The 19,583-nt window shown below is 33.8% G+C and carries 18 protein-coding genes; 2 read left to right on the forward strand and 16 right to left on the reverse strand.

Going from position 1 to position 19,583, the window contains the following annotated elements:
* Positions 1–156: 156 nt before the first annotated feature.
* Entirely contained in the window at positions 157–717 is a 561-nt protein-coding gene (locus RV14_RS12770; protein WP_167359856.1) for a Mu transposase C-terminal domain-containing protein, read from the reverse strand.
* A gap of 283 nt (positions 718–1,000) precedes the next feature.
* Positions 1,001–1,495: a helix-turn-helix domain containing protein gene (locus RV14_RS12780; RefSeq protein ID WP_425429255.1), complete on the reverse strand. Its 495-nt coding sequence runs from the start codon at positions 1,493–1,495 to the stop codon at positions 1,001–1,003.
* 249 nt (positions 1,496–1,744) lie between these two features.
* Here RV14_RS12780 and RV14_RS10125 point away from each other — a divergent pair, with 249 nt between their 5' ends.
* Both RV14_RS10125 and RV14_RS10130 read left to right on the forward strand, forming a co-directional pair.
* The gene (locus tag RV14_RS10125) at positions 1,745–2,515 is read left to right on the forward strand and encodes a DeoR/GlpR family DNA-binding transcription regulator (RefSeq protein WP_071856143.1); all 771 of its coding nucleotides are present in this window, start codon (positions 1,745–1,747) and stop codon (positions 2,513–2,515) included.
* Complete coding sequence (locus RV14_RS10130) at positions 2,508–3,140, forward strand: HAD family hydrolase (protein WP_071856144.1); 633 nt, start codon at positions 2,508–2,510, stop codon at positions 3,138–3,140. The genes RV14_RS10125 and RV14_RS10130 overlap by 8 nt, the downstream gene beginning before the upstream one ends.
* Before the next feature lie 260 nt (positions 3,141–3,400).
* On the opposite strand, the gene holA is transcribed toward RV14_RS10130, so the two are convergent.
* From holA to recQ, 14 genes are all read right to left on the reverse strand, one after another.
* The gene (holA, locus tag RV14_RS10135; RefSeq protein WP_071856145.1) at positions 3,401–4,444 is read right to left on the reverse strand and encodes a DNA polymerase III subunit delta; all 1,044 of its coding nucleotides are present in this window, start codon (positions 4,442–4,444) and stop codon (positions 3,401–3,403) included.
* Between the two features lie 48 nt (positions 4,445–4,492).
* Entirely contained in the window at positions 4,493–6,766 is a 2,274-nt protein-coding gene (locus RV14_RS10140; RefSeq protein WP_071856146.1) for a DNA internalization-related competence protein ComEC/Rec2, read from the reverse strand.
* Entirely contained in the window at positions 6,759–7,241 is a 483-nt protein-coding gene (locus tag RV14_RS10145) for a ComE operon protein 2 (RefSeq protein WP_071856147.1), read from the reverse strand. Before RV14_RS10145 ends, RV14_RS10140 begins: the two co-directional genes overlap by 8 nt.
* Positions 7,242–7,259: 18 nt before the next feature.
* Positions 7,260–7,943 carry a helix-hairpin-helix domain-containing protein gene (locus RV14_RS10150; protein ID WP_071856148.1) on the reverse strand — a complete coding sequence of 228 codons (684 nt, stop codon included), beginning with the start codon at positions 7,941–7,943 and terminating at the stop codon, positions 7,260–7,262.
* A 224-nt stretch (positions 7,944–8,167) separates the two neighbouring features.
* Positions 8,168–9,223, reverse strand: coding sequence for a SepM family pheromone-processing serine protease (locus tag RV14_RS10155; RefSeq protein ID WP_071856149.1), 1,056 nt, complete (start codon positions 9,221–9,223; stop codon positions 8,168–8,170).
* A complete protein-coding gene (gene coaD / locus RV14_RS10160; RefSeq protein ID WP_071856150.1) occupies positions 9,213–9,704 on the reverse strand; it encodes a pantetheine-phosphate adenylyltransferase in 492 nt (163 codons plus the stop codon). Before coaD ends, RV14_RS10155 begins: the two co-directional genes overlap by 11 nt.
* Positions 9,701–10,261 carry a 16S rRNA (guanine(966)-N(2))-methyltransferase RsmD gene (rsmD, locus tag RV14_RS10165; protein WP_071856151.1) on the reverse strand — a complete coding sequence of 187 codons (561 nt, stop codon included), beginning with the start codon at positions 10,259–10,261 and terminating at the stop codon, positions 9,701–9,703. The genes coaD and rsmD overlap by 4 nt, the downstream gene beginning before the upstream one ends.
* A 138-nt stretch (positions 10,262–10,399) precedes the next feature.
* Positions 10,400–10,741, reverse strand: coding sequence for a YlbG family protein (locus RV14_RS10170; protein ID WP_071856152.1), 342 nt, complete (start codon positions 10,739–10,741; stop codon positions 10,400–10,402).
* The gene (locus RV14_RS10175) at positions 10,731–11,171 is read right to left on the reverse strand and encodes a YlbF/YmcA family competence regulator (protein ID WP_369886045.1); all 441 of its coding nucleotides are present in this window, start codon (positions 11,169–11,171) and stop codon (positions 10,731–10,733) included. Before RV14_RS10175 ends, RV14_RS10170 begins: the two co-directional genes overlap by 11 nt.
* Positions 11,152–12,276: a CAP-associated domain-containing protein gene (locus tag RV14_RS10180; protein WP_071856154.1), complete on the reverse strand. Its 1,125-nt coding sequence runs from the start codon at positions 12,274–12,276 to the stop codon at positions 11,152–11,154. Before RV14_RS10180 ends, RV14_RS10175 begins: the two co-directional genes overlap by 20 nt.
* A gap of 13 nt (positions 12,277–12,289) precedes the next feature.
* Positions 12,290–15,718 (reverse strand): pyruvate carboxylase, encoded by a 3,429-nt coding sequence (locus RV14_RS10185; RefSeq protein ID WP_071856155.1) that lies wholly within the window; start codon positions 15,716–15,718, stop codon positions 12,290–12,292.
* Between the two features lie 20 nt (positions 15,719–15,738).
* A complete protein-coding gene (locus RV14_RS10190) occupies positions 15,739–16,905 on the reverse strand; it encodes an FtsW/RodA/SpoVE family cell cycle protein (protein WP_071856156.1) in 1,167 nt (388 codons plus the stop codon).
* A 2-nt stretch (positions 16,906–16,907) separates the two neighbouring features.
* On the reverse strand, positions 16,908–17,210 hold the full coding sequence (locus tag RV14_RS10195) for a DUF1507 family protein (RefSeq protein WP_071856157.1): 303 nt from the start codon (positions 17,208–17,210) through the stop codon (positions 16,908–16,910).
* Between the two features lie 157 nt (positions 17,211–17,367).
* The gene (recQ, locus tag RV14_RS10200; protein WP_245785502.1) at positions 17,368–19,059 is read right to left on the reverse strand and encodes a DNA helicase RecQ; all 1,692 of its coding nucleotides are present in this window, start codon (positions 19,057–19,059) and stop codon (positions 17,368–17,370) included.
* Positions 19,060–19,583: the final 524 nt, after the last annotated feature.

A 19,583-nucleotide genomic window follows, 5' to 3' on the forward strand; every position in this document is an offset into this window, starting at 1 on the left:
CATTTATATTCTTTTGTTTCAATAAAGGTTTTATTCATTGTAGTACCTCTTTAAAGTTGATTTCTTAGGTGGAGTAGTTATTTCTTCATACTTTTTCTCTTCAATTAATAATTCTACAGAACTTGGTACTTGTATTTTTTGTTTTAATAATTTTTTTCATTTATTTCTAGCAAAAATTAAATCATCCATATTGATTTCATAATTTGAAATATCTGGAGAAATGGCATTACAAAGAAACTGATTCTTATAAAATACTCTAATTTCTGCCAAATCATTTGGCGTATAACGGATTAAAACAGGTTCTCCAACAAACGCAGATAAATTAGGATTAGTATATCGTAATCCTTGGAAATGAATTCCATCAGAGTGGACTTTTCGAATTTTGGGAATTTCTAATAACAATAAATCTAACTCTTCTAAACTATTAGGCATATTCGGTAAAAATAATTGCTCACTCCATTTTTTTATCGGACTTACTTTAATAGAAGAATGATTTGTTTGATTATATTCATTGATAAGAAAACAGTGTAATTTCTTTTTAAATTCTTGAATAGTTAATAATTTTTCGTTGCAGTTATTTTCAATATAACCTGGCAATCCTTCTAAAAGCATTTGGTTAATTGTCTGGAAAAAACGCTCAATTTTCCCACGCCCTCTTGGAATTCCTATGGCAGAAAAAATGAGATTTATTCTTAAATCAACAGCGACTTGTTCCATAAAATTTGAAGTAAAATCACTTCCGTGATCCGTATAAAAATTTTCAGGAATACCACATATAGGCCACGAAGAATCTTTTTTTGTCCAAATAGCTTGATGTAAGGTTAAGCTGAAGGGGCAGAAAAACTCAAATAATAACCAGCCACAGCTCGACTATAATCATCTAATATAATAGTCAACCAGGGACGATTTATATTCCCTTTTTCATCAAGTAAATTGATATCTAATAAGGTATGATCTGCTTGCCAAATTTCATTCGGTCTTGTTACTTCCCTTATAGCAATTAAATCATAATTCTCTTTATATATTTTCTCTCTTCATGGGCTAACTGAATGAGACTTTTGGGAATTCTTTTACGCAATTTATAAGCTTGAGAATAACTTGGTACATCCAGTTTATTCTCTTTACAATAGGAAGCAATTTTTCGAGATAATGTCTTTGTACTTATTTTTTTATATCTCAACACAAATTCTTCTATTTTTTGTCGGACTTCTTCTGAAATTCTAATTTGCTCAAAATCTGTTCGAGTTTTTCTAATTAAACCAACTAGACCATCATGTTCATATTTTTGTACCCAACGATAGAGTGTACGAGTAGGTATTTTATTTTTAATAGCTATTTCCTTTATCGTTTCTTGTTTATTAAGATAAGGCTCAATAATTTTATATTTTTTCATCTGATCGGTAAAAATTTTTTCACAACCAAATTTATTTAGGCTGTCTTCTTGTAAATCCAAATTTTGTAAACCAGTAGATATCCGGGCGTATCCTATTTTCAAAAAAATCACTCCTTCATTAATTTCATTGTAACATAACTTTATACCAACGGTATAAATGAACATAGATTTTGATATGGGTTTATGAACACGAAATAGAATCAAAATTATAGAAATAAGATAAAAAAATAGACTGTTCAGAAACGCTCCCATTTTCTGAACACTATATACTAGTGTACATTTAAGTGATTTTAAGCTATTATATTTATATGCTTAAAATTACTTGTTTTTTTTATGAAGGGGGTTGAATAGGTGAAGCAGCAAAAAAGATTGATGATAATTATGGAAAGACTGAAAAAAGAAAAATCATTGACTTTACAAGACATTATGCAGCTTACAGGTGTTTCTAGAGATACGGCTAGGCGAGATACAATAAAGTTAACGGATAATAACCTCGTGATCCGAACTTATGGAGGTATTAGTTTATCAAATTCGTTTAATAAAATAGATGGATATTTAGGAAGAACAGATCAAGAACTTCAAGTGAAAAAACAAATTGCTAAAGAAGCAAGTAAACTATTATTTGAAAAGCAAACCGTATATTTAGATGTGTCAACCACAATCTCTCTTTTGCCTCAATATTTAGCGAACAGAAATATAAATTTAGCTGTGACAAACTCGATTGACATTGCCGATCAATTTTTAAAGACCACTTCAATACCTACTACGATTCTCGGAGGAACTTTAAATAGAGAAAGTCGTTCAGTCACTGGTGGATACCCAATATGGGAATTAACTAAGTATCGGTTTGATATTTCTTTCTTAAGTTGTGCGGGTATAAATAATCAGGGAATCTATTATGTCCATGAAGAAGACATCGCAATGAAACAGGCAGTTAGAGAAAAAAGTAATAAAATCGTATTACTATGTGATCATACAAAAATTAATTTATCACACAATTACCTTGTCTACTCGTTTGAAGAAATTGACTATTTGATAACTGATAAAAAAATTCCTGAAGAATTAGTCGTTAGAATAGGAAACAGCAAAATCATCTACACAAAGGAGAATAACTATGATTAAAACGATATTATTTGATGTTGATGGAACGATTATTGATACAGAATATGTTATGACACATTCTCTGCAAAAAACATTGCGTGAAGAATTAGAGAAGGAAATCCCGATTAAAGAATTACATTATATTTTAGGTATTCCCGGAAGAGAAGCTATTAAAAAGTTTGTAAATACGGAAGAAGAAGAGGAAACTCTCTTATCAAAATGGGGTGAAAACGTACTTTTATTAGCAGACATTGCTCAAGTTTTTCCGCATATAGAAGAAACATTACAGACATTGCATGTAAAAGGGATTCAATTAGGACTTGTCACATCTAAAACAAAAGAAGAAATGAAAAATGAATTTGATCGATTTAATTTAAATCTATATTTTGATATACAAATTACAGCTTCAGATACTAAGTTGCATAAACCTTTTCCGGACCCCATACAAAAGGCAATTGATGAATTGGGCATAAAAAAAGAAGAAACGATTTATATTGGTGATTCATTATATGACATGCAAAGTGCGAAAGCTTGTGGGATAGCATTTGGTTTAGCTAAATGGGGAGCCAAAAATATAGAAAAATTTCAAAGTGTAGATATAATTATTGATTCTCCTCAAGAAATACTTGATTTGTTAGAAAAATAGACAAAGAGCGTGAGATAAGGATAGGGTCTCACGCTCTTTGTTTTTCGCCATTTAAAGATTGAAATTTTTGCCATTTAAAAAGAAAAGTGACACTAGTATCTTTCAATCGATAAGTTAAAAAATACTTATCTGATTGCTAATCATTTTATAGAAATTTCTTTTAAATGCACCAAGCTAAAACAATCAGTACTAACAATATAAAAAAACACCGAAAACTGAAAAAATAGTTTTGGGTGTTTATCTATGAATTCACGTACTTTTCAAATGATTCCTTTATTCTTCAAAATTTCGCCGGTTCGTAAAACAAATAATTGAAAACTTAATTCTTTTTCAATTTGACCGCTTTTAATTTGATAATCCATCTCAACGAGGTCATCAAATAATTGTCTAACTATTCTTTCATCCAAATTACGCACTTCTTGCATGGCTAATTTAACACGGTAAGGATGTATTTTTAAGGTTTCAGAAATATTCGCTTGCTGGTAGCCAATGTTCATTAAAAATTTTGTTTGTAAAAGTAGACGTAACTGAGAAAGTAAGATCGCATTGATTTTGATCGTCTCTTCTCCTTGAATGATTAAATCTTCAAACAAGCGCAAAGCTTTCTCTGCATTGCCAGATAAAATATAGCGGGTCATATCAAAAAGATTGTGTTCAAGCGTTTTAGGTACCAGCTGTTCAACTTCTCTTTTCGTTATCTGTTCTTGTTGCTGACCATAAAGAACTAATTTATTCAACTCTCGCATCATTTTAGATAAATCAAGATCCGTCAAGCGTAAAAATAAATCAATAGCCTTTCGCTCCATCGTAATTGGCATATTTTCTAATGTGTGTAATAAATACTGTCGTACTTCTTTTTCATTTAATGATTGTACATTGATGATAATCGCCGTCTTTTTTAGCTGTTTAGTGATTTTCTTGCGTTCATCTAATTTTTCATATGGTGCAAAGAATACTATAACAGTTGTGTCTAAAGGCTCTTTTAGATAATTGACAAGAATCTCTGTACGTTGTTCTATTCCATTATTAATTTTCTCAGCTGTTAAAAAGTATGGATTTTCTACAAAAACTAAACGCTGCTCTCCAAAAAAAGGCAAAGTTTCAGCTTCTGCCACTACCTCGTCAATACTGGCATTTTCCATATCAAAACTTAAAAAGTTTAAATCAGCTTGATTATCTATTTGTATTTTTTTTAAAATTTCTGTTCTCACCTGATCTTGCAAATATTTTTCAGTACCTAAAACCAAATAACAAGGAGCAAGTTTTTCTTTACGGATTTTTTGCAAGTCTGCTTGAATATTCATAACATTCCCCACTTTCCAATTTATCCTACCATGAGTATGCGTAAATTGCTAGTTAATTAATGGTTGAATTTTACCAGTAGGGTACCACAAGGGGTGCCATTTAAAAGAAATTGATCCTTGTTGATCCGTCCGTAATGCCTTGATTTGATATGCAGCTAAAATTTCTAATACTTCTTGATGAGGATGACCAAACGAGTTATTCAGACCACAAGAAATGACTCCGTAAGTTGCTGCTAACTGTTCAATAAATTTAGGGCTACTAGACGTACGACTGCCATGATGCCCTAGCTTAATTACATCAGTTTTTAAATTGGGGTAACGCTTTCTAATTTTTTCTTCTGTTACTTGATCAATATCACCTAATAATAAAAAACAAAGCAAACGGTAAGTAAACACGAGTCCAATCGAATCTTGATTTTTACCCGTTCCCTTTTTATCCGGTGCCAATACAAAAAAATCAAAATATCCCTTAATCTGATCTTCTTGTTTTACTTCATAGATTTTTGTTCCCATTTTTTTTAGAAGCTTTAATTGTTTACTTAGTGAAGGGCTATTTCCTGCGCCCCAACCAATATAAACCGAATCAATTTTGAACTGTTTTGAAAGAGTCGCTAACTCTCCTACGTGATCTATGTCATTATGTGTCAAAATCAATTTATTGATACGACTAATTCCTTTTCCTTTTAAAAATGGAACAAGATTATATTCTGCATAAGATCTGATCCTTTGTTTTTGCCAAGCTTCTTTTTGGAAAGAAAGTTTTCCTCCAGTATCAATCATCACAGTTTCTTTTTGAAAAGGCGCTGTTAAAAGAATACTATCGCCTTGTCCTACATCACTAAAAGTAACACTACTCTCTAGTTTAAAAAAGCGAGAAAACATCATTAAACAAGGAATCACCATCGCATAACTCATAGATGAAACAGGCTTCATTTGCTTCGTTTCTATGATCCATAAAAAAAATCCCACGCTAAAAATCATCAACCAAAAACTTGGCTGCCCAATAATCACTGTTGAAAATCTAAAAAAATCAAGGAAAGTCTCAAATTTTCCCAATAGCCCTTCCAATCCTTCCACCATAAAGAAAGGAAGATAGCTTCTAAAAATAAAAAGAAAAACAAACAACGGGAGAAAAAAATTAAGAAAAATTGGGGCAAATAAAACTGTTAACACACTTCCTGCTACCGGCCACTGATAGAAATGCCAGACAGTAAGTGGTAACGTACCAATACTGAATAATACAATTGATGCAATTTTTTGGCTTTTATTCCTAGCAGTTGCAGGAAATAAAAGAAACAAGAAACTCATAGCTACACTAAGCTGTCCACCTCCTTGAAAAAGGCAAAGAGGTTCAATCAATAAAAGCAGCCATAAGATAATTGAAAAACAATCTAACGAGGAAAGTTTTAGTTTAAAAAGCTTTAAAGCTAGTTTTAATAAAAATAAGATTCCCGCCCGCAGCACAGATATTGCTCCACCAGTTAACACAAAATAACTAAGTGTTAATAACACGATCGGTATAAAGCTAAATGATAAGGTGAATCCTCCCCTACGAAAAAGATAATAGAGCCAACCTAAATAAGCTTGAATATGCATTCCCGATAAACTGAACAAATGAAGTAAGCCTGTTTTTTTATATGTTTCTTCTGATGTTAAAAACTGACTATCTTTGTAGCCAAATAAAAGTGCGTTCATGTACACACTAACCTTATTTGGAAAACTATTTTGAATATAGGTGATAAATGTTCCCCTTTTTCTTGTTAAAAAATTTTGCCATGAGTTTTCTTTAAAAAGTTCTTTGATTTTACGAATTTGGAAGCGACCGGCGATTCGATGAATATTGTCGTTTTTTACTTGATCAAAAGCATACGCATTTCTTTGTTTTACTGGTGCTTGATAGTCACCTAAAACCACTAGTGTGATTGCTTCTCTTCTCATGATAAGAAATGAATCTCGTTCTTTTTCAGATTTAGCATAATAACTCAGATGGAGCTTTTGCCTACTATTTGTAAGTCCTACAAAATGAACCAAGTCACCATTTAGTTTCACTGTATCTGATACTACCGCCACACGTTCTATCGTGTTTTTATCAACAATAGGTTCTTTTTCTTTTAACCAACAAGAAAAGAAAACCAGCAAGCTGCAACTTAGGCTAAGATACATCACTTGTTTATTTTCTTTCAGTAAAAAAAAGAAAAAAAAGCCAGCGAAAATCAAACGATTATACTCTTTGTCTGTATAATAAACCAGACAGATAAAAATCGAAGAAATCGCTGGAAAAACCAATCGATTTTGCACTTGGTTGCAAAATAATTTAAACATGTTCTCCTGATAATTCTTTTTGAAGCTTAGAAAAATGAGTGGAATCTAGAGAAACTTGATGAACGGTCGCTCCTAATTGTTCAATCAATGATTGCGCATAAGGATCATTACGATAATCATGTAAGTAATTAATCTTCTTTATTCCTGCTTGTAATAAAGCTTTTGTACACGCTAAACAAGGAAAATGAGTGACATAAATTTCAGCACCTTCAGTTGGCACACCTAATTTGGCACATTGCAATAGCGCATTCATTTCTGCATGGATAGTTCGTAAACAATGACCGTCCACAATATAGCAACCTTCATCTATGCAATGGACATCTCCACTGACTGCCCCGTTATATCCCCCAGCAATGATTCGTTTTTCCTTAACTAAAGTCGCCCCGACTTCCAGTCGCGTACACGTACTTCTCAATGATAATAACACTGCTTGAGCCATAAAATATTGATCCCAAGGAATCCGTTCATTATTCATTTTAGCCACCTCTATTTTTTATTCTATAGCAATTGTAATGAAGTTTTTGATTTTTTCAACTGTCTTTTCACCAATCCCTGATATTTCTTGAAGCTCTTCGACATTTTTAAATGAACCATGTTCTTTTCTATACTGAATAATTTCTTGTGCTTTTTTTTCACCGATGCCCGGTATCTCCTGCAATTGTGAAAGTTCGGCCGTATTAAGATTAATTTTTTCTTTGTCCACTTTTTTCTTAGATAATTCTGTAGCCGTCAACTCATTCGTATTAAGTATTTGCTCATTAGACAATTCTTCTCCTACTGTAGGCACGTATAATAATTGCTGATCTGTTAATTTAGAAGCCAAATTAATGCGCTTCTCATCTGCAAATTCAGTCAATCCTCCGGCTTTTTTTATCACGTCAAAGACCCGGTCTTTTATAGAAAAAGAATACATTCCAGGTCGGTTTACCGCTCCTTTTACATCAACATAAATGAGGGAATCAGAAGTTTCACTTATTTTTTCATTGCTTGCCTTAAAAGATTGATTTTCTTGAAAGGATTCTATCAGTGGCCGTTCCTTTGAAGAGGTTGGTATGAGATATTCCTCTTTTTTTAAGTATAGAAAGCCACCAATAATGAGTATAAAAACAGGTATAATTAAAATACAATAAAAAACTCGCTGTGGTAAGGAAAAGATTCGCTGATAAATTTTTTTCATATTACTAGCACTCTCTTTTTCTGCTTTGGCTGCTTTAGTAAAAATTACCTGTATGCTAATTTCCTTTCTTTAAAATTTAAAACTAATTCATTTTGCTTTTCACTATTAAATACGTAAAAAAGTTTTTTTCATTCCCACGCATAAAAAATAATTACTGCTCTTTTTTCTTCTAACTTTAATGATGAAACGATCTTTTAATAGTTTATAAAAGTATTAAGTTAAAATCATTCCTTTGTTTCATTCATCTTTTCTAAATAATTTAGTGCGTCTTGGACGGTTTTAACTGGAACGATTTTCATAGTTGTGTTTAATTTTTTTGCAGCAGCTTTCGCTTCTTCATAATTTGATTGAATCTCAGGATATTCTTTTTTGACTTCAACTGAAATGGGGTCATCCGGAGCAAAAAAAATCTCTACACCAGCTTGATCTGCACTTGCAACTTTTTTATCAATTCCTCCAATGCGTCCAACTTCGCCTTCACTAGTAATCGTACCTGTACCAGCAATTTCTTTTCCATGACGAAGATTTTTGCCAGTCACCTGTTCATAAATTTCAAGAGTGAACATTAACCCTGCCGAAGGACCTCCTATTGAACCGGAATTGATTGAAACGTTGGTCTTTGTCTGAATGGCTGTGTGATCTGTTAATGTGATGCCAATCCCGGCCTTTTTATCCGTTAAAAGTTCGATCAACTTTCCAGAAGCTTCCTTTTCTTTTCCAGCATGCAAATAAGTGATCGTCACTTTTTCTCCAACTTTTTTACTTTTCACGTATTTCATAAAATCTTCTGCACTTTTGAATGTTTGTCCGTTGATTCGTGTAACAGTATCTCCTACAGCTAATTTGCCATAAAAGCTGGAATTTTTCTCAATACTCATAACATATACACCTTTAAATTCCATTTTATAGGGTAACCCAGCTAATTTTAATGCTTGCTCAATGGCCGCATTTTGTGAAGATTCCATGTAATAGCGTTGAATTTGATTATACTCTTCATTTGTTGCTCCGCCAGTTAACTCTTCTGCACTAATCAAATCTTCAAAAGGAGAGAGTTTTGCTTTGACTGCTAAATAACCGGTTGCTTGACGTACACCAACAGAGGTTAGTGAAAAAGAACCAGATTCTTGATCCTTTTTTCCATTTACGGTGATTAGTTCTTTCAAATTGATCGTAGCTCCTGGCGCTTCTACATAATACGGCAACGGCACCACGACAAAGCCAATGATGAAAATTCCTAAAAAAAGAACAAGAATTGTTTTTAACCACTTTTTAAAATTCATTGTTTTCACGCTTTCTAGCTAAAGCTTCATTAATTGCAGGAGGAAGATAACAACTAACATCGCCCCCGAAATATAAAACTTCCTTTAACAAGCTTGAACTAATATGACTGTATTCTGGCTTTGCTAACAAAAAAATTGTTTCTGCTTCTTGATTTAAGTAACGATTCATTTGGGCAATATCACGCTCATATTCAAAATCTTTTACGCTACGAATACCGCGAATAATTGCATTAACTTTTAATTTTTTTGCAATTTCTACGGTTAATTGTTCTTCTTGATGAAGCACTTTAACATTTGAAAGATGTTCGACTGATTGGCCGATGAGTGCTACTTTTTCTTTTACAGTAAATAAGCTTTTTTTGGAAGTATTCACAAATACTCCAATAATTACTTCATCAAACAATTTTGCGGCTCGTTCGATCATATCCAAGTGTCCATTGGTTAAAGGATCAAAACTCCCAGGGAATAGAGCTTTTTTCATTGATCGTCCTCTTTTCTGTAAATAGTAACGGACGTAATGCCATAGTTTTTTTTTCTTATCTGAATAAAACTAGCAATTTTTTCAGGTAGTTCAACTGTTTTATCTGTTTCACATACAATAACAGCCGATTTTTTAAAAAGATTCAATTCCGACATTTTTATGACTTGATCCTCAATTTTTTGTTTCGCATAAGGTGGATCAAGAAATAAGTAATCAAATACCCAATGGTCGTTTGCTAATTTTTCAATGGCTTTATCTGCATCAAGTTTTAATACAGTAAATTTTTCTAACTCTTTTGTTTGTTCAATATTTTCCTTAATTACTTTTATAGCTTGGTAATTCTTCTCTACACAAACCGCATGTTCACAGCCGCGAGAGATCGCTTCAATCGCCAAACTACCACTTCCTGAAAACAAGTCTAGGACTTCTCCTCCTTCAAAATAAGGACCGATCATATTAAAAATGGATTCTTTTACTTTATCTGTCGTAGGTCGTGTGGCTACTCCAGCTAGACTTTTTAAACGACGACCGCCATAAATTCCCGATATGACTCGCATTGACTCACTCCTTTTAAAAATTGTGCTGTTAACAGTATACCAAAAAAAAGATAAAAAAACTTGGATTGCCATTAAATTCCGGCTTTCTCAAATTATTTTTTATCTTTTTTATTAGTAAGCAAATTAAATGATTTAATACTAAAAGACATGATCAGCTAAACGTATTTTTGTATTGATTTCTTCGATTTCAAAACCTTCTTCTTTTACCTTTTGTTTTGAGCCAATTTTTTCAGCAAAATTCATTTCAACGTCTGGTCGATAAGAGCGTTCTACTCGACGAACAAAATGTAATTTTTTGATTCGTTCTTCAGTTTGTTCAAATGTCTCTTCACTTAAATACAATACAACATATTTCATTTTCCGTGAAACATAATGAAGTAACCCAAATTTTTTTAAATTTTTCAATTGCTTCAAACTGTACACCCAAACAATCAAACCGCGGCGCTTAATTAGTTGAAATTCATTTTTTTCATCGTTCATGACAGCTACCTCCACACCCATTATGTGTTCTTTTTTCAAAAAAAGGATTTCCTGCATCTACTTTGATGGTCAAAGAAACTGTTTTAGCAAGCTGTTGACTAATTTCATCTAATACGTTTTGTAATTGCGTTTCTCTCACACGAAAAGCAGCAACTTTTTCATTTAAATCAAGTTGTCGCTTTGCTTGCCACACAGCCATCTTTATTTCTCGAAACTCCGGTGCATAATTTTGGTAAGGCGCAACTTTTTCATACTGCTCTTTTTTTACTGCAAAGTGAGCCATCAACTTTTTTACTTCTTTCGATTGCTCCATCAATTTCTTAGATTTCAAATAATTTTTCATTGTTTTACTTTGTTTGATGCACGCAGATAAATGCTTGCATTGATCTTCTAATTTAAACAATTCTTCATTAATCTTCACTGCTATCAGTACTCTCCTTAACTTCTTCTTGCAATAAGACTAACATATTTTCTTTTGAAAAAGCAATTCCTAATAAATCAGAAGTATTCCTCAAAAAACGATCGTGATAGTAAGGATCACTATACAACAATAGAAAAGTAAAAGTTGGGTCAATAATCGGATGAGAGAACACACCATTGACTTTTGAAAGGTTTCTTTTAGCAACAAGTGCATTAAGTTCATCCGTTGTCAGTGAAAATTTAGCTGTCGTTTTAGAACTTCCATTGATTTGCTGCCATTCTGCCAGTCGTTCTTTCGATAAAATTTCTCCTGGATATCGCAAAAAATCAGTCAAAAGCAACGTCGTTTGGATGGAAAAAGCAGGCATTTGCTTATAAAACGCTAACCCGTCCAACTGTCTAAATTGATTTAATAGTTGATAACTATGTTTTGCTTTTGCATGGTCAATTTCCGACCAATTCACTTGCTTTTCCATTTTATATTGTGGCAAGTCTTCACCGAATACTTGATAAGGATGAAGTTTCAATAAATTCTCTTTGTTTAAATACACAAGAGAAAACAATCCGCTGTTACTTTGATCAAAGAATAAAATCGCAAAGGTTCCATTATTAAAGGCAATCAACGGCCGATAATTCATGTCTTCTTCCATCAATTCAATTCCAAATTCCGCTTCATGATATTGAAAGGAAAAATTAGTATAGATCGTTGTAATTTCAGTGAGGTCTTGCAAAGTCATTCCAAATGAAAAAGGCGCAATATTCGTTTGATCAGCTTGCAATACTTTAATGGTTGAAACTTGACCACTTTCAATATTGGCTTCAAAAGATAGTTGATTAATTTGATCCTTATAATACCTAGTTTCAAATCCAAAACCACTAGCCAACTGTTCATACGGTTGACCAAAACGCCGTTCTAGTTCGCCTATTGATTGTCCAATATATGCCGAAAAACCAGTAGCTTGAAGTGTTTGATACTTCCACATTGTCATTTGACTTTGTGGTTGTTGTTCTAGACTTTTCTTTTTCTCAAATCCAGCGGGAAAAAACACCGGCTGCATGTAAAATACAAAAATCATCGATAATAATATCGCACTAAACAAACCTAGCCGTTTCATTATTCCCCCACCTTTATTTTTCAGTTACTTCAAGCAATAAATCTCCTGAGTCAATTGGTTCACCCGCTGTTACATAAACTTGTGAAACTTCACCATCAAAACGAGCTTCGATCGCAGTTTCCATTTTCATCGCTTCAGTAATTATCAACGGATCACCTTTTTTAACACGATCTCCCTTTTTAACTAATACATCTAAAACAGCCCCCGACATAGTTGCGCCAATGTGCTCACGGTTTGTTGGTTCAGCTTTGATGCGCTTGTGTATAGTACTGATAATTGAATGATCTTTTACAGTAATTTCACGACGCTGTCCATTTAAGTTAAAAAATAGCACTCGGTTTCCTTCAATATCTGGTTCTCCGATTTCATCTAGACGGATAATCAAAATTTTTCCTTTTTCAATTTGTACATTGACCGTTTCTCCTAAACGAATACCTTGAAAAAATGTAGGTGTATCAAGCAACGTTACTTCTCCAAATTGATTATAAGCTTTTTGATAATCCAAAAATACTTGTGGATACATCAAGTAACTTAGAATCTCTTCTTGTTTTGGCTCGTAGCCAATTTTTTCTGCCAATTCTTCTTTTACTTTATTAAAATCAACCGGTTTAGCTAAAGCTCCTGGTCGTTGAGTAATGGCTGGACGACCTTTAAGAATAATTTTTTGTAATTTTTCAGGGAATCCTCCTACTGGCTGTCCTAATTGTCCTTGAAAGAAGGTAACAACTGATTCAGGAAAACTCAATGTCTCCCCTTTTTTATAGATATCTTCTTCGCTCAATTTATTTTGAACCATAAACAAAGCCATATCTCCCACTACTTTTGAAGAAGGCGTTACTTTTACAATATCGCCAAACATTTGGTTAACGGTATGATACATTTGCTTGATTTCATCCCATTGATTGCCTAACCCAACAGCTTTTGCCTGCTGTTGCAAATTAGAATATTGGCCACCGGGCATTTCATGCATATAAACTTCAGTTTCAGGAGCATTTAATCCATTTTCAAACGGTTTATAATACATACGAACGTCTTCCCAATAATGGTTCAGCTGCTGGGCATTTTGAATATTAATTTCAGGTACACGCGGTCCATTAACTAATGCATAATACAAACTACTCATGCTTGGTTGACTCGTATTTCCGCTCATTGCACTCATTGCAACATCAACAATATCTACGCCTGCCTTCGTAGCTGCCGAATACGTAATAATCCCATTGCCGCTAGTATCATGTGTATGAAGATGGATTGGTACATCAGTTATTTCTTTTAATTCACTGACTAAACGATATGCTGCTTGTGGTTTAAGAAGCCCAGCCATGTCTTTGATAGCAATGATATGCGCACCCAACTGTTCTAACTCTTTGGCCATCTCCTTATAGTACTGAACATTATACTTAGCACGAGCAGGATCATTAATATCGCCCGTATAACAAATTGCAGCTTCAGCCACTTTTCCGGCATCACGAACTGCTTGGATACTTTTTTCCATTTGTGGAATCCAATTTAAGCTATCAAAAATCCGAAATACATCAATTCCTTGTCTAGCTGCTTCTTTAACAAATTCCACCAATACGTTATCTGAATAATTCGAATATCCTACCGCGTTTGACCCTCTAAAAAGCATTTGTAAAAGTGTATTTGGCATCAATTCTCGAATTTTTCTCAATCTTTGCCAAGGATCTTCATTTAAAAAACGATACGCCACATCAAAAGTTGCGCCCCCCCACATCTCACTTGAAAATAGTTCAGGCAACCCTTCACCAGTCAACTGTGCAATTTCTTTAAAGTCTTTGGTACGCACACGAGTAGCCAACAAACTTTGATGTGCATCTCGAAAGGTCGTGTCCGTCAACAATAGGTTTTCTTGAGCTTTGATCCAATCAATCAAAGCTGTGATTCCCTTTGTATCTAAGACATTTTTTGCGGTCAGATAATCAGTACGCTTCATTAAATTTTTCGGTACACGAGGCGACTCATAAAATGTTTTTTCCTCATTTTTGATTCCCGGAAACCCATTAACCGTAATTTCTCCGATATATTTCATCGTTTTATTTCCACGGTCACGTAAACGAGGAAATAAAAATAGTTCATTCGTATTATCAATAAATGTCGTTTTGGCATCACCCGATTGAAAATCAGCGTGAGAAATTACATTCAGTAAAAAAGGAATGTTGGTCTTTACACCTCGAATACGAAACTCTTTTAAACAACGAGTCATCTTTTGAATGGCTGTATCAAAATCAGCTGCATGAGTACACACTTTTACTAACAAAGAATCAAAATGCGGTGTCACAACGTATCCGGCATAAGCATTCCCGACGTCTAGACGAACTCCAAATCCACCGGGGGAACGATACGTATCGATCTTTCCTGTATCTGGAAGAAAATGATTCAACGGATCTTCTGTAGTAATTCGGCATTGAATAGCAAAGCCATTGCAGCAAATCTGTGCTTGTTGTGGCAAGCCAATTTCTTTATGCAGGTCTTTTCCTTGGGCAATCAGCAATTGTGACGTCACGATATCGATATCTGTAATCATTTCAGTAATCGTATGTTCAACTTGAATACGCGGATTGACCTCAATAAAATAAAATTTATCACCTTCCACTAAAAACTCAACCGTGCCAGCATTGACGTAACCCACATGTTTCATCAACTGAACGGCTGCTTCACAGATACGTTTTTGCTGTTTCTCAGACATTGCCACACACGGTGCTACTTCTACCACTTTTTGGTGACGCCTTTGAACGGAACAATCTCTTTCAAACAAGTGAATCACGTTGCCGTATCTATCCCCTAAAATTTGAACTTCAATGTGTTTTGGACTGGCAATGTATTTTTCTACATAAACTTCATCACTGCCAAAAGCCGCTTTTGCTTCACTTTTTGCGCGTTCATATCCTTCACGTGCACTTTTTTCATCATAAGCTACACGCATTCCTCGACCGCCGCCGCCTAAAGCGGCTTTAATCATAATCGGATAACCGTAACGTGCAGCAAACGTCAATGCTTCTTCTACACTTTTGATTGGTCCATCTGTTCCGGGAATCGAAGCAATTCCCGCTTCAATTGCAGCCGCTTTTGCCTTGATTTTATCTCCAAATATTTCTAAATGATGCAAGTCAGGACCTACAAAAGTGATTCCTTCTTCGCTGCATCGTTTAGCAAAACTTAAGTTTTCAGATAATAATCCATAGCCGGGATGGATCGCATCCGCGCCGCATGTTTTAGCAATCGAAATGATTCCTTCAATATCTAAGTAAGCATCAATTGGTTTTTTTCCTTCTCCGATGAGATAGGCTTCATCTGCTTTAAAACGGTGAACCGAATACTCATCTTCTTTTGCATAGATACCTACAGTTTTAATTCCTAATTCGGTACATGCTCGAAATATACGGACCGCTATTTCTCCTCTGTTAGCAACTAAAACTTTTTTCATCGAATCACTCCTACAACTTTTTAGTATAAACCTAAACTTTTTCGTTTTTCGTCTGCGCTAATATTTAGTACAAAACCAATACAAATGGATAACATCAATAAACTAGAACCACCTTGACTCAAAAAGGGGAAAGTGATCCCTGTTAAAGGAATCACGCCAGTAATTCCTCCAAGATTAATGAATACTTGAATCAAAAACATTGCACCGATTCCAATGCATACTAAAGAATTGAAAGGGTCTTTTGAACGAATACCGACTAAAATAATTCGAATAATCATGAAAAATAAGATGGCAAGAATTAGAATTCCCATAATCACCCCTAGTTCTTCTACCACAATAGCATAAATAAAATCCGTTTGTGCTTCTTGTAAAAAACCTTTTTTCTGAATGCTATTTCCTAGTCCTCTACCAAAAAGTCCACCATTAAACATCGCATAATAGCCATTAACTAATTGATGTCCTTTGTTTAATTCATCTGCAAAAGGATTTTGAAAAATAGCAAATCGGTTGTAGATGTATTGTAATCGCCCGGGAAAAATTTTCCCATGCGTAATGTTGATCAACCAAATAGCCAAAAAACTTAAACCAACTCCACCAAATCCAACAATCAATGTATAAATATAATTAATTCCACTTGCTAAAAGCAAAATTAAAATAATTAAAAAAATAACTGTTGCATTTCCAAAGTCCGGTAAAACAGCTACCAATGCTGTTAGTCCAAGTACTAACAGTAACGGTCTTTTAACCGTTGATGCAAAATCTTTTTGTACACTATTTTGTCGTTTCGATAATGTCCACGCCAAATACCAAATCACAATAATCTTTAAGTATTCTGCTGGTTGAATCGAAAAACCAGCAAGTTGCAGCCAGCCTTTTGCGCCATTAACCTCTTTTCCAAAAAATAAAACAATCAGTAACAAGATAATCAAAACAGCAATTGCAGCCATAATTAATCGCTGATTCTTTAATACTTCTGTTTTCATTTTATAAAGAAGACCAATGGCAACTAAGCTAATTCCCCAAAACAAGCTTTGATTAAAAAAAGAGGCCGATGGACTATTTCCGTTTTCAAGTAATAAATAAGATGTTGAACTATACACCATAATTAATCCCAAAATACATAAAATCAAATAAGGGATCAAAATACTGTAGTTTAATAAATGCCTTTTTTTCATTTTCTTAGGCAAGTTTATTCCTCCTTGCCGATTTCTTTTTTATCATAATTTTCTTGGTAAACCTCACTATATAATCGGTTCAATTCCCGCTCTAATTCACTCAGCAACAGCTGTCCTTTTATTTTATCAATGATCCCCACACGAATTGCAAATCCAACTTGCTGTGAGAAACCATACATTTGTGTATCTACTACTTCTTCAAAGGCCTTACATTGTGAAATACACAAGCTGTTTTTTTGATTTGTAATCAAACGTTTGATTCGATCTGCTTCGTCTTTAAGCACTTGAACTGCAAATTCATTGGATAGAGAATTCATCTATGCCTACCTCCATTCTAAGTTTATTTATTATAACATACTTAAAATTCCAACGGGGAAAATTCCTCATTTTCTCTCGTTGATTTTCCTATTTTTTATTAATTTAGAACTTTTATTCACAATAGGCAAAAAAGGAGTTGATTAAAACAATGATAGATTAATTTGCATGAATCACTGCTAAAAATGCCTCACCATATTTAGCTAGCTTACTTTGACCGACTCCTTTGATTTGCAATAAAGAGAGTCGATCTTTTGGTCTTTGGCGACTCATTTCTTTCAATGTAGCATCAGAAAAAACAACATATGGCGGAATACCAGCTTGAACTGCTAAATCTGTTCGTAATTCCCTTAATGCTTCAAATAAACTATCTGCTTCCTCTTCTGAAAGCTGTTGGACTTTTTTTGCTTCTTTCTTAAATACCTTTTGTTTTCCTTTTAACACTTCAATACCAAGTGCCGTGACTTTCAAAACCGGAAATTCTCCATTCATCACACACAAATAACCACTAGAAATAAGAAATTCAATTAGCTGCAAAATATCTTTTTGAGTCCATTTCTTCAATAATCCATAAGTTGATAATTTTTCAAACTCTAGCATTTTTACTTTTTGTTCTTTTGAACCCGCCAGTACTTTCATCAGTAATTGTTTGCCATAATTTTCTCCCATACGTTTTAAACAAGATAAAACCATCTGTGCTTCTACCGTTACATCGACTAATTCTCTTGTATCCAAGCAGTTTCCACAACTGTTGCATGGAAGACTTTTTTCACCAAAATAAGAGAGAATGTATTGTTGCAAGCAAGTTTCAATATATACATATTCGGTCATTGCTTTTAACTTTTCATACTCTTTTTCTTTTTGCAATTCTTCACGTTGTGATTGTTGAATAAAAAATTTCTGCACTTGAATATCTTGAGGAGAAAACAATAAAACAGCTTCACTTAAAAGACCATCACGGCCCGCACGTCCTGCTTCTTGATAATACGCTTCTAAAGACCCCGGTATTTGATAATGAATAACAAAGCGAATATTACTTTTATTAATTCCCATGCCAAACGCATTGGTCGCAACTAATAGCTCCGTACGGTCATACAAAAAATCTTCTTGTACTTTCGTTCGTTGGCTTTCACTCATCCCACCATGATATCTATCCACATTAAAGTGAAGCTTCGTCAATAAATGATATATTCGATCCACTTCTTTGCGTGTAGCTGCATAAATAAGCCCCGATTGCTTTTCATTGACTCGTAAATATTCAATTAAGTAGAGGTCTTTTTTTTGATCTTTCACTACTTGTAAACGTAGATTTTTACGCGCGAAACCTGTTTGAATATGGTTATTCGTTGGAATTTTTAACAATCTCTTGATATCTTCAGCGACATTTAGTGTTGCTGTAGCAGTTAATGCAATAATTACAGGACGCCGCTCAAAATTATTTAAAAGTTCTGCCATTTGCAGATAGCTTGGGCGAAAGTCGTGTCCCCATTGTGAAATACAATGTGCTTCATCAATTGCAATGAGTTGAAGGTTCCAGCGTTTCATTGAGTGAATAAAATCAGGTAGAATGAAGCTCTCAGGAGCAACATACAACAATTGTATATGTTGTTGATCCAGTAAACGAAATCGAGCAGCTGTTTCATATCCATCTAACGAACTGTTAATAAACGTGGCAGAAATTCCTAATTGATTCGCAGCATCTACTTGGTCTTTCATTAAAGAAATCAAAGGGGAAACAACAATGGTCAATCCCTTCAACATCAACGCTGGTAGCTGGTAACAGATTGATTTTCCACTTCCAGTTGGCATAATTCCGAGAACATCTTCATGATCAAGTACTTTTTGGATAATCTCTTTTTAACCGGGACGAAACGTCTCATAACCAAAATATTGTTTTAATACTTTATTCATCCTATCACTTCCTTTTAATAAAATTGAGTCCAACAAAGTACTATTTTCTATTTTCTTTCTTATTCTTATAAGAATACAACAACTATATTTTACTTCTCAATTACAAGAAGAACAACAAGAAGAAGAACTCACTTTTTGAGAAACAAGTGAAATTTGTGAAACACAATTAGCTGTATTTTAAGTTTTTTAAAAAACTTTTAATAAATTTGAAGCGTATTTCTAGTATTTTTCTTATTTTCTTTTTCTACTTCTCCACAGAATATTCTTTCCATCGAAAAAGAATAAAATCACTTCAATTGCCTTATTTTATTTCTAACTACTGTCACTGTATTATTCATCTTTTTACTCCTATTTTTACGTATTAGCTTAACAAGCGACAAAATTTATATTTACTAAATAACTATCGCTTTCTACTATGAAAAATCTCATCCAAATGAGGGATGCAGCCCAAGAAGAGGTCCACA

Source organism: Enterococcus ratti (genome assembly GCF_001886195.1).
In the GTDB taxonomy this organism is placed as follows: Bacteria; Bacillota; Bacilli; order Lactobacillales; family Enterococcaceae; genus Enterococcus_B; species Enterococcus_B ratti.

Bases quoted from the DNA above. Each gene is read 5' to 3' on its own strand.
- coaD (WP_071856150.1), bottom strand. From the start codon at position 9,704: ATGAAAAAAGCTCTATTCCCTGGGAGTTTTGATCCTTTAACCAATGGA.
- RV14_RS10145 (WP_071856147.1), bottom strand. From the start codon at position 7,241: ATGAATAATGAACGGATTCCTTGGGATCAATATTTTATGGCTCAAGCA.
- holA (WP_071856145.1), bottom strand. From the start codon at position 4,444: ATGAATATTCAAGCAGACTTGCAAAAAATCCGTAAAGAAAAACTTGCT.
- RV14_RS10150 (WP_071856148.1), bottom strand. From the start codon at position 7,943: ATGAAAAAAATTTATCAGCGAATCTTTTCCTTACCACAGCGAGTTTTT.
- RV14_RS10180 (WP_071856154.1), bottom strand. From the start codon at position 12,276: ATGAAACGGCTAGGTTTGTTTAGTGCGATATTATTATCGATGATTTTT.
- RV14_RS10185 (WP_071856155.1), bottom strand. From the start codon at position 15,718: ATGAAAAAAGTTTTAGTTGCTAACAGAGGAGAAATAGCGGTCCGTATA.
- RV14_RS10195 (WP_071856157.1), bottom strand. From the start codon at position 17,210: ATGAATTCTCTATCCAATGAATTTGCAGTTCAAGTGCTTAAAGACGAA.
- rsmD (WP_071856151.1), bottom strand. From the start codon at position 10,261: ATGCGAGTCATATCGGGAATTTATGGCGGTCGTCGTTTAAAAAGTCTA.
- RV14_RS10170 (WP_071856152.1), bottom strand. From the start codon at position 10,741: ATGAACGATGAAAAAAATGAATTTCAACTAATTAAGCGCCGCGGTTTG.
- RV14_RS12770 (WP_167359856.1), bottom strand. From the start codon at position 717: ATGGAACAAGTCGCTGTTGATTTAAGAATAAATCTCATTTTTTCTGCC.
- RV14_RS10140 (WP_071856146.1), bottom strand. From the start codon at position 6,766: ATGTTTAAATTATTTTGCAACCAAGTGCAAAATCGATTGGTTTTTCCA.
- RV14_RS10130 (WP_071856144.1), top strand. From the start codon at position 2,508: ATGATTAAAACGATATTATTTGATGTTGATGGAACGATTATTGATACA.
- RV14_RS10155 (WP_071856149.1), bottom strand. From the start codon at position 9,223: ATGAATTTTAAAAAGTGGTTAAAAACAATTCTTGTTCTTTTTTTAGGA.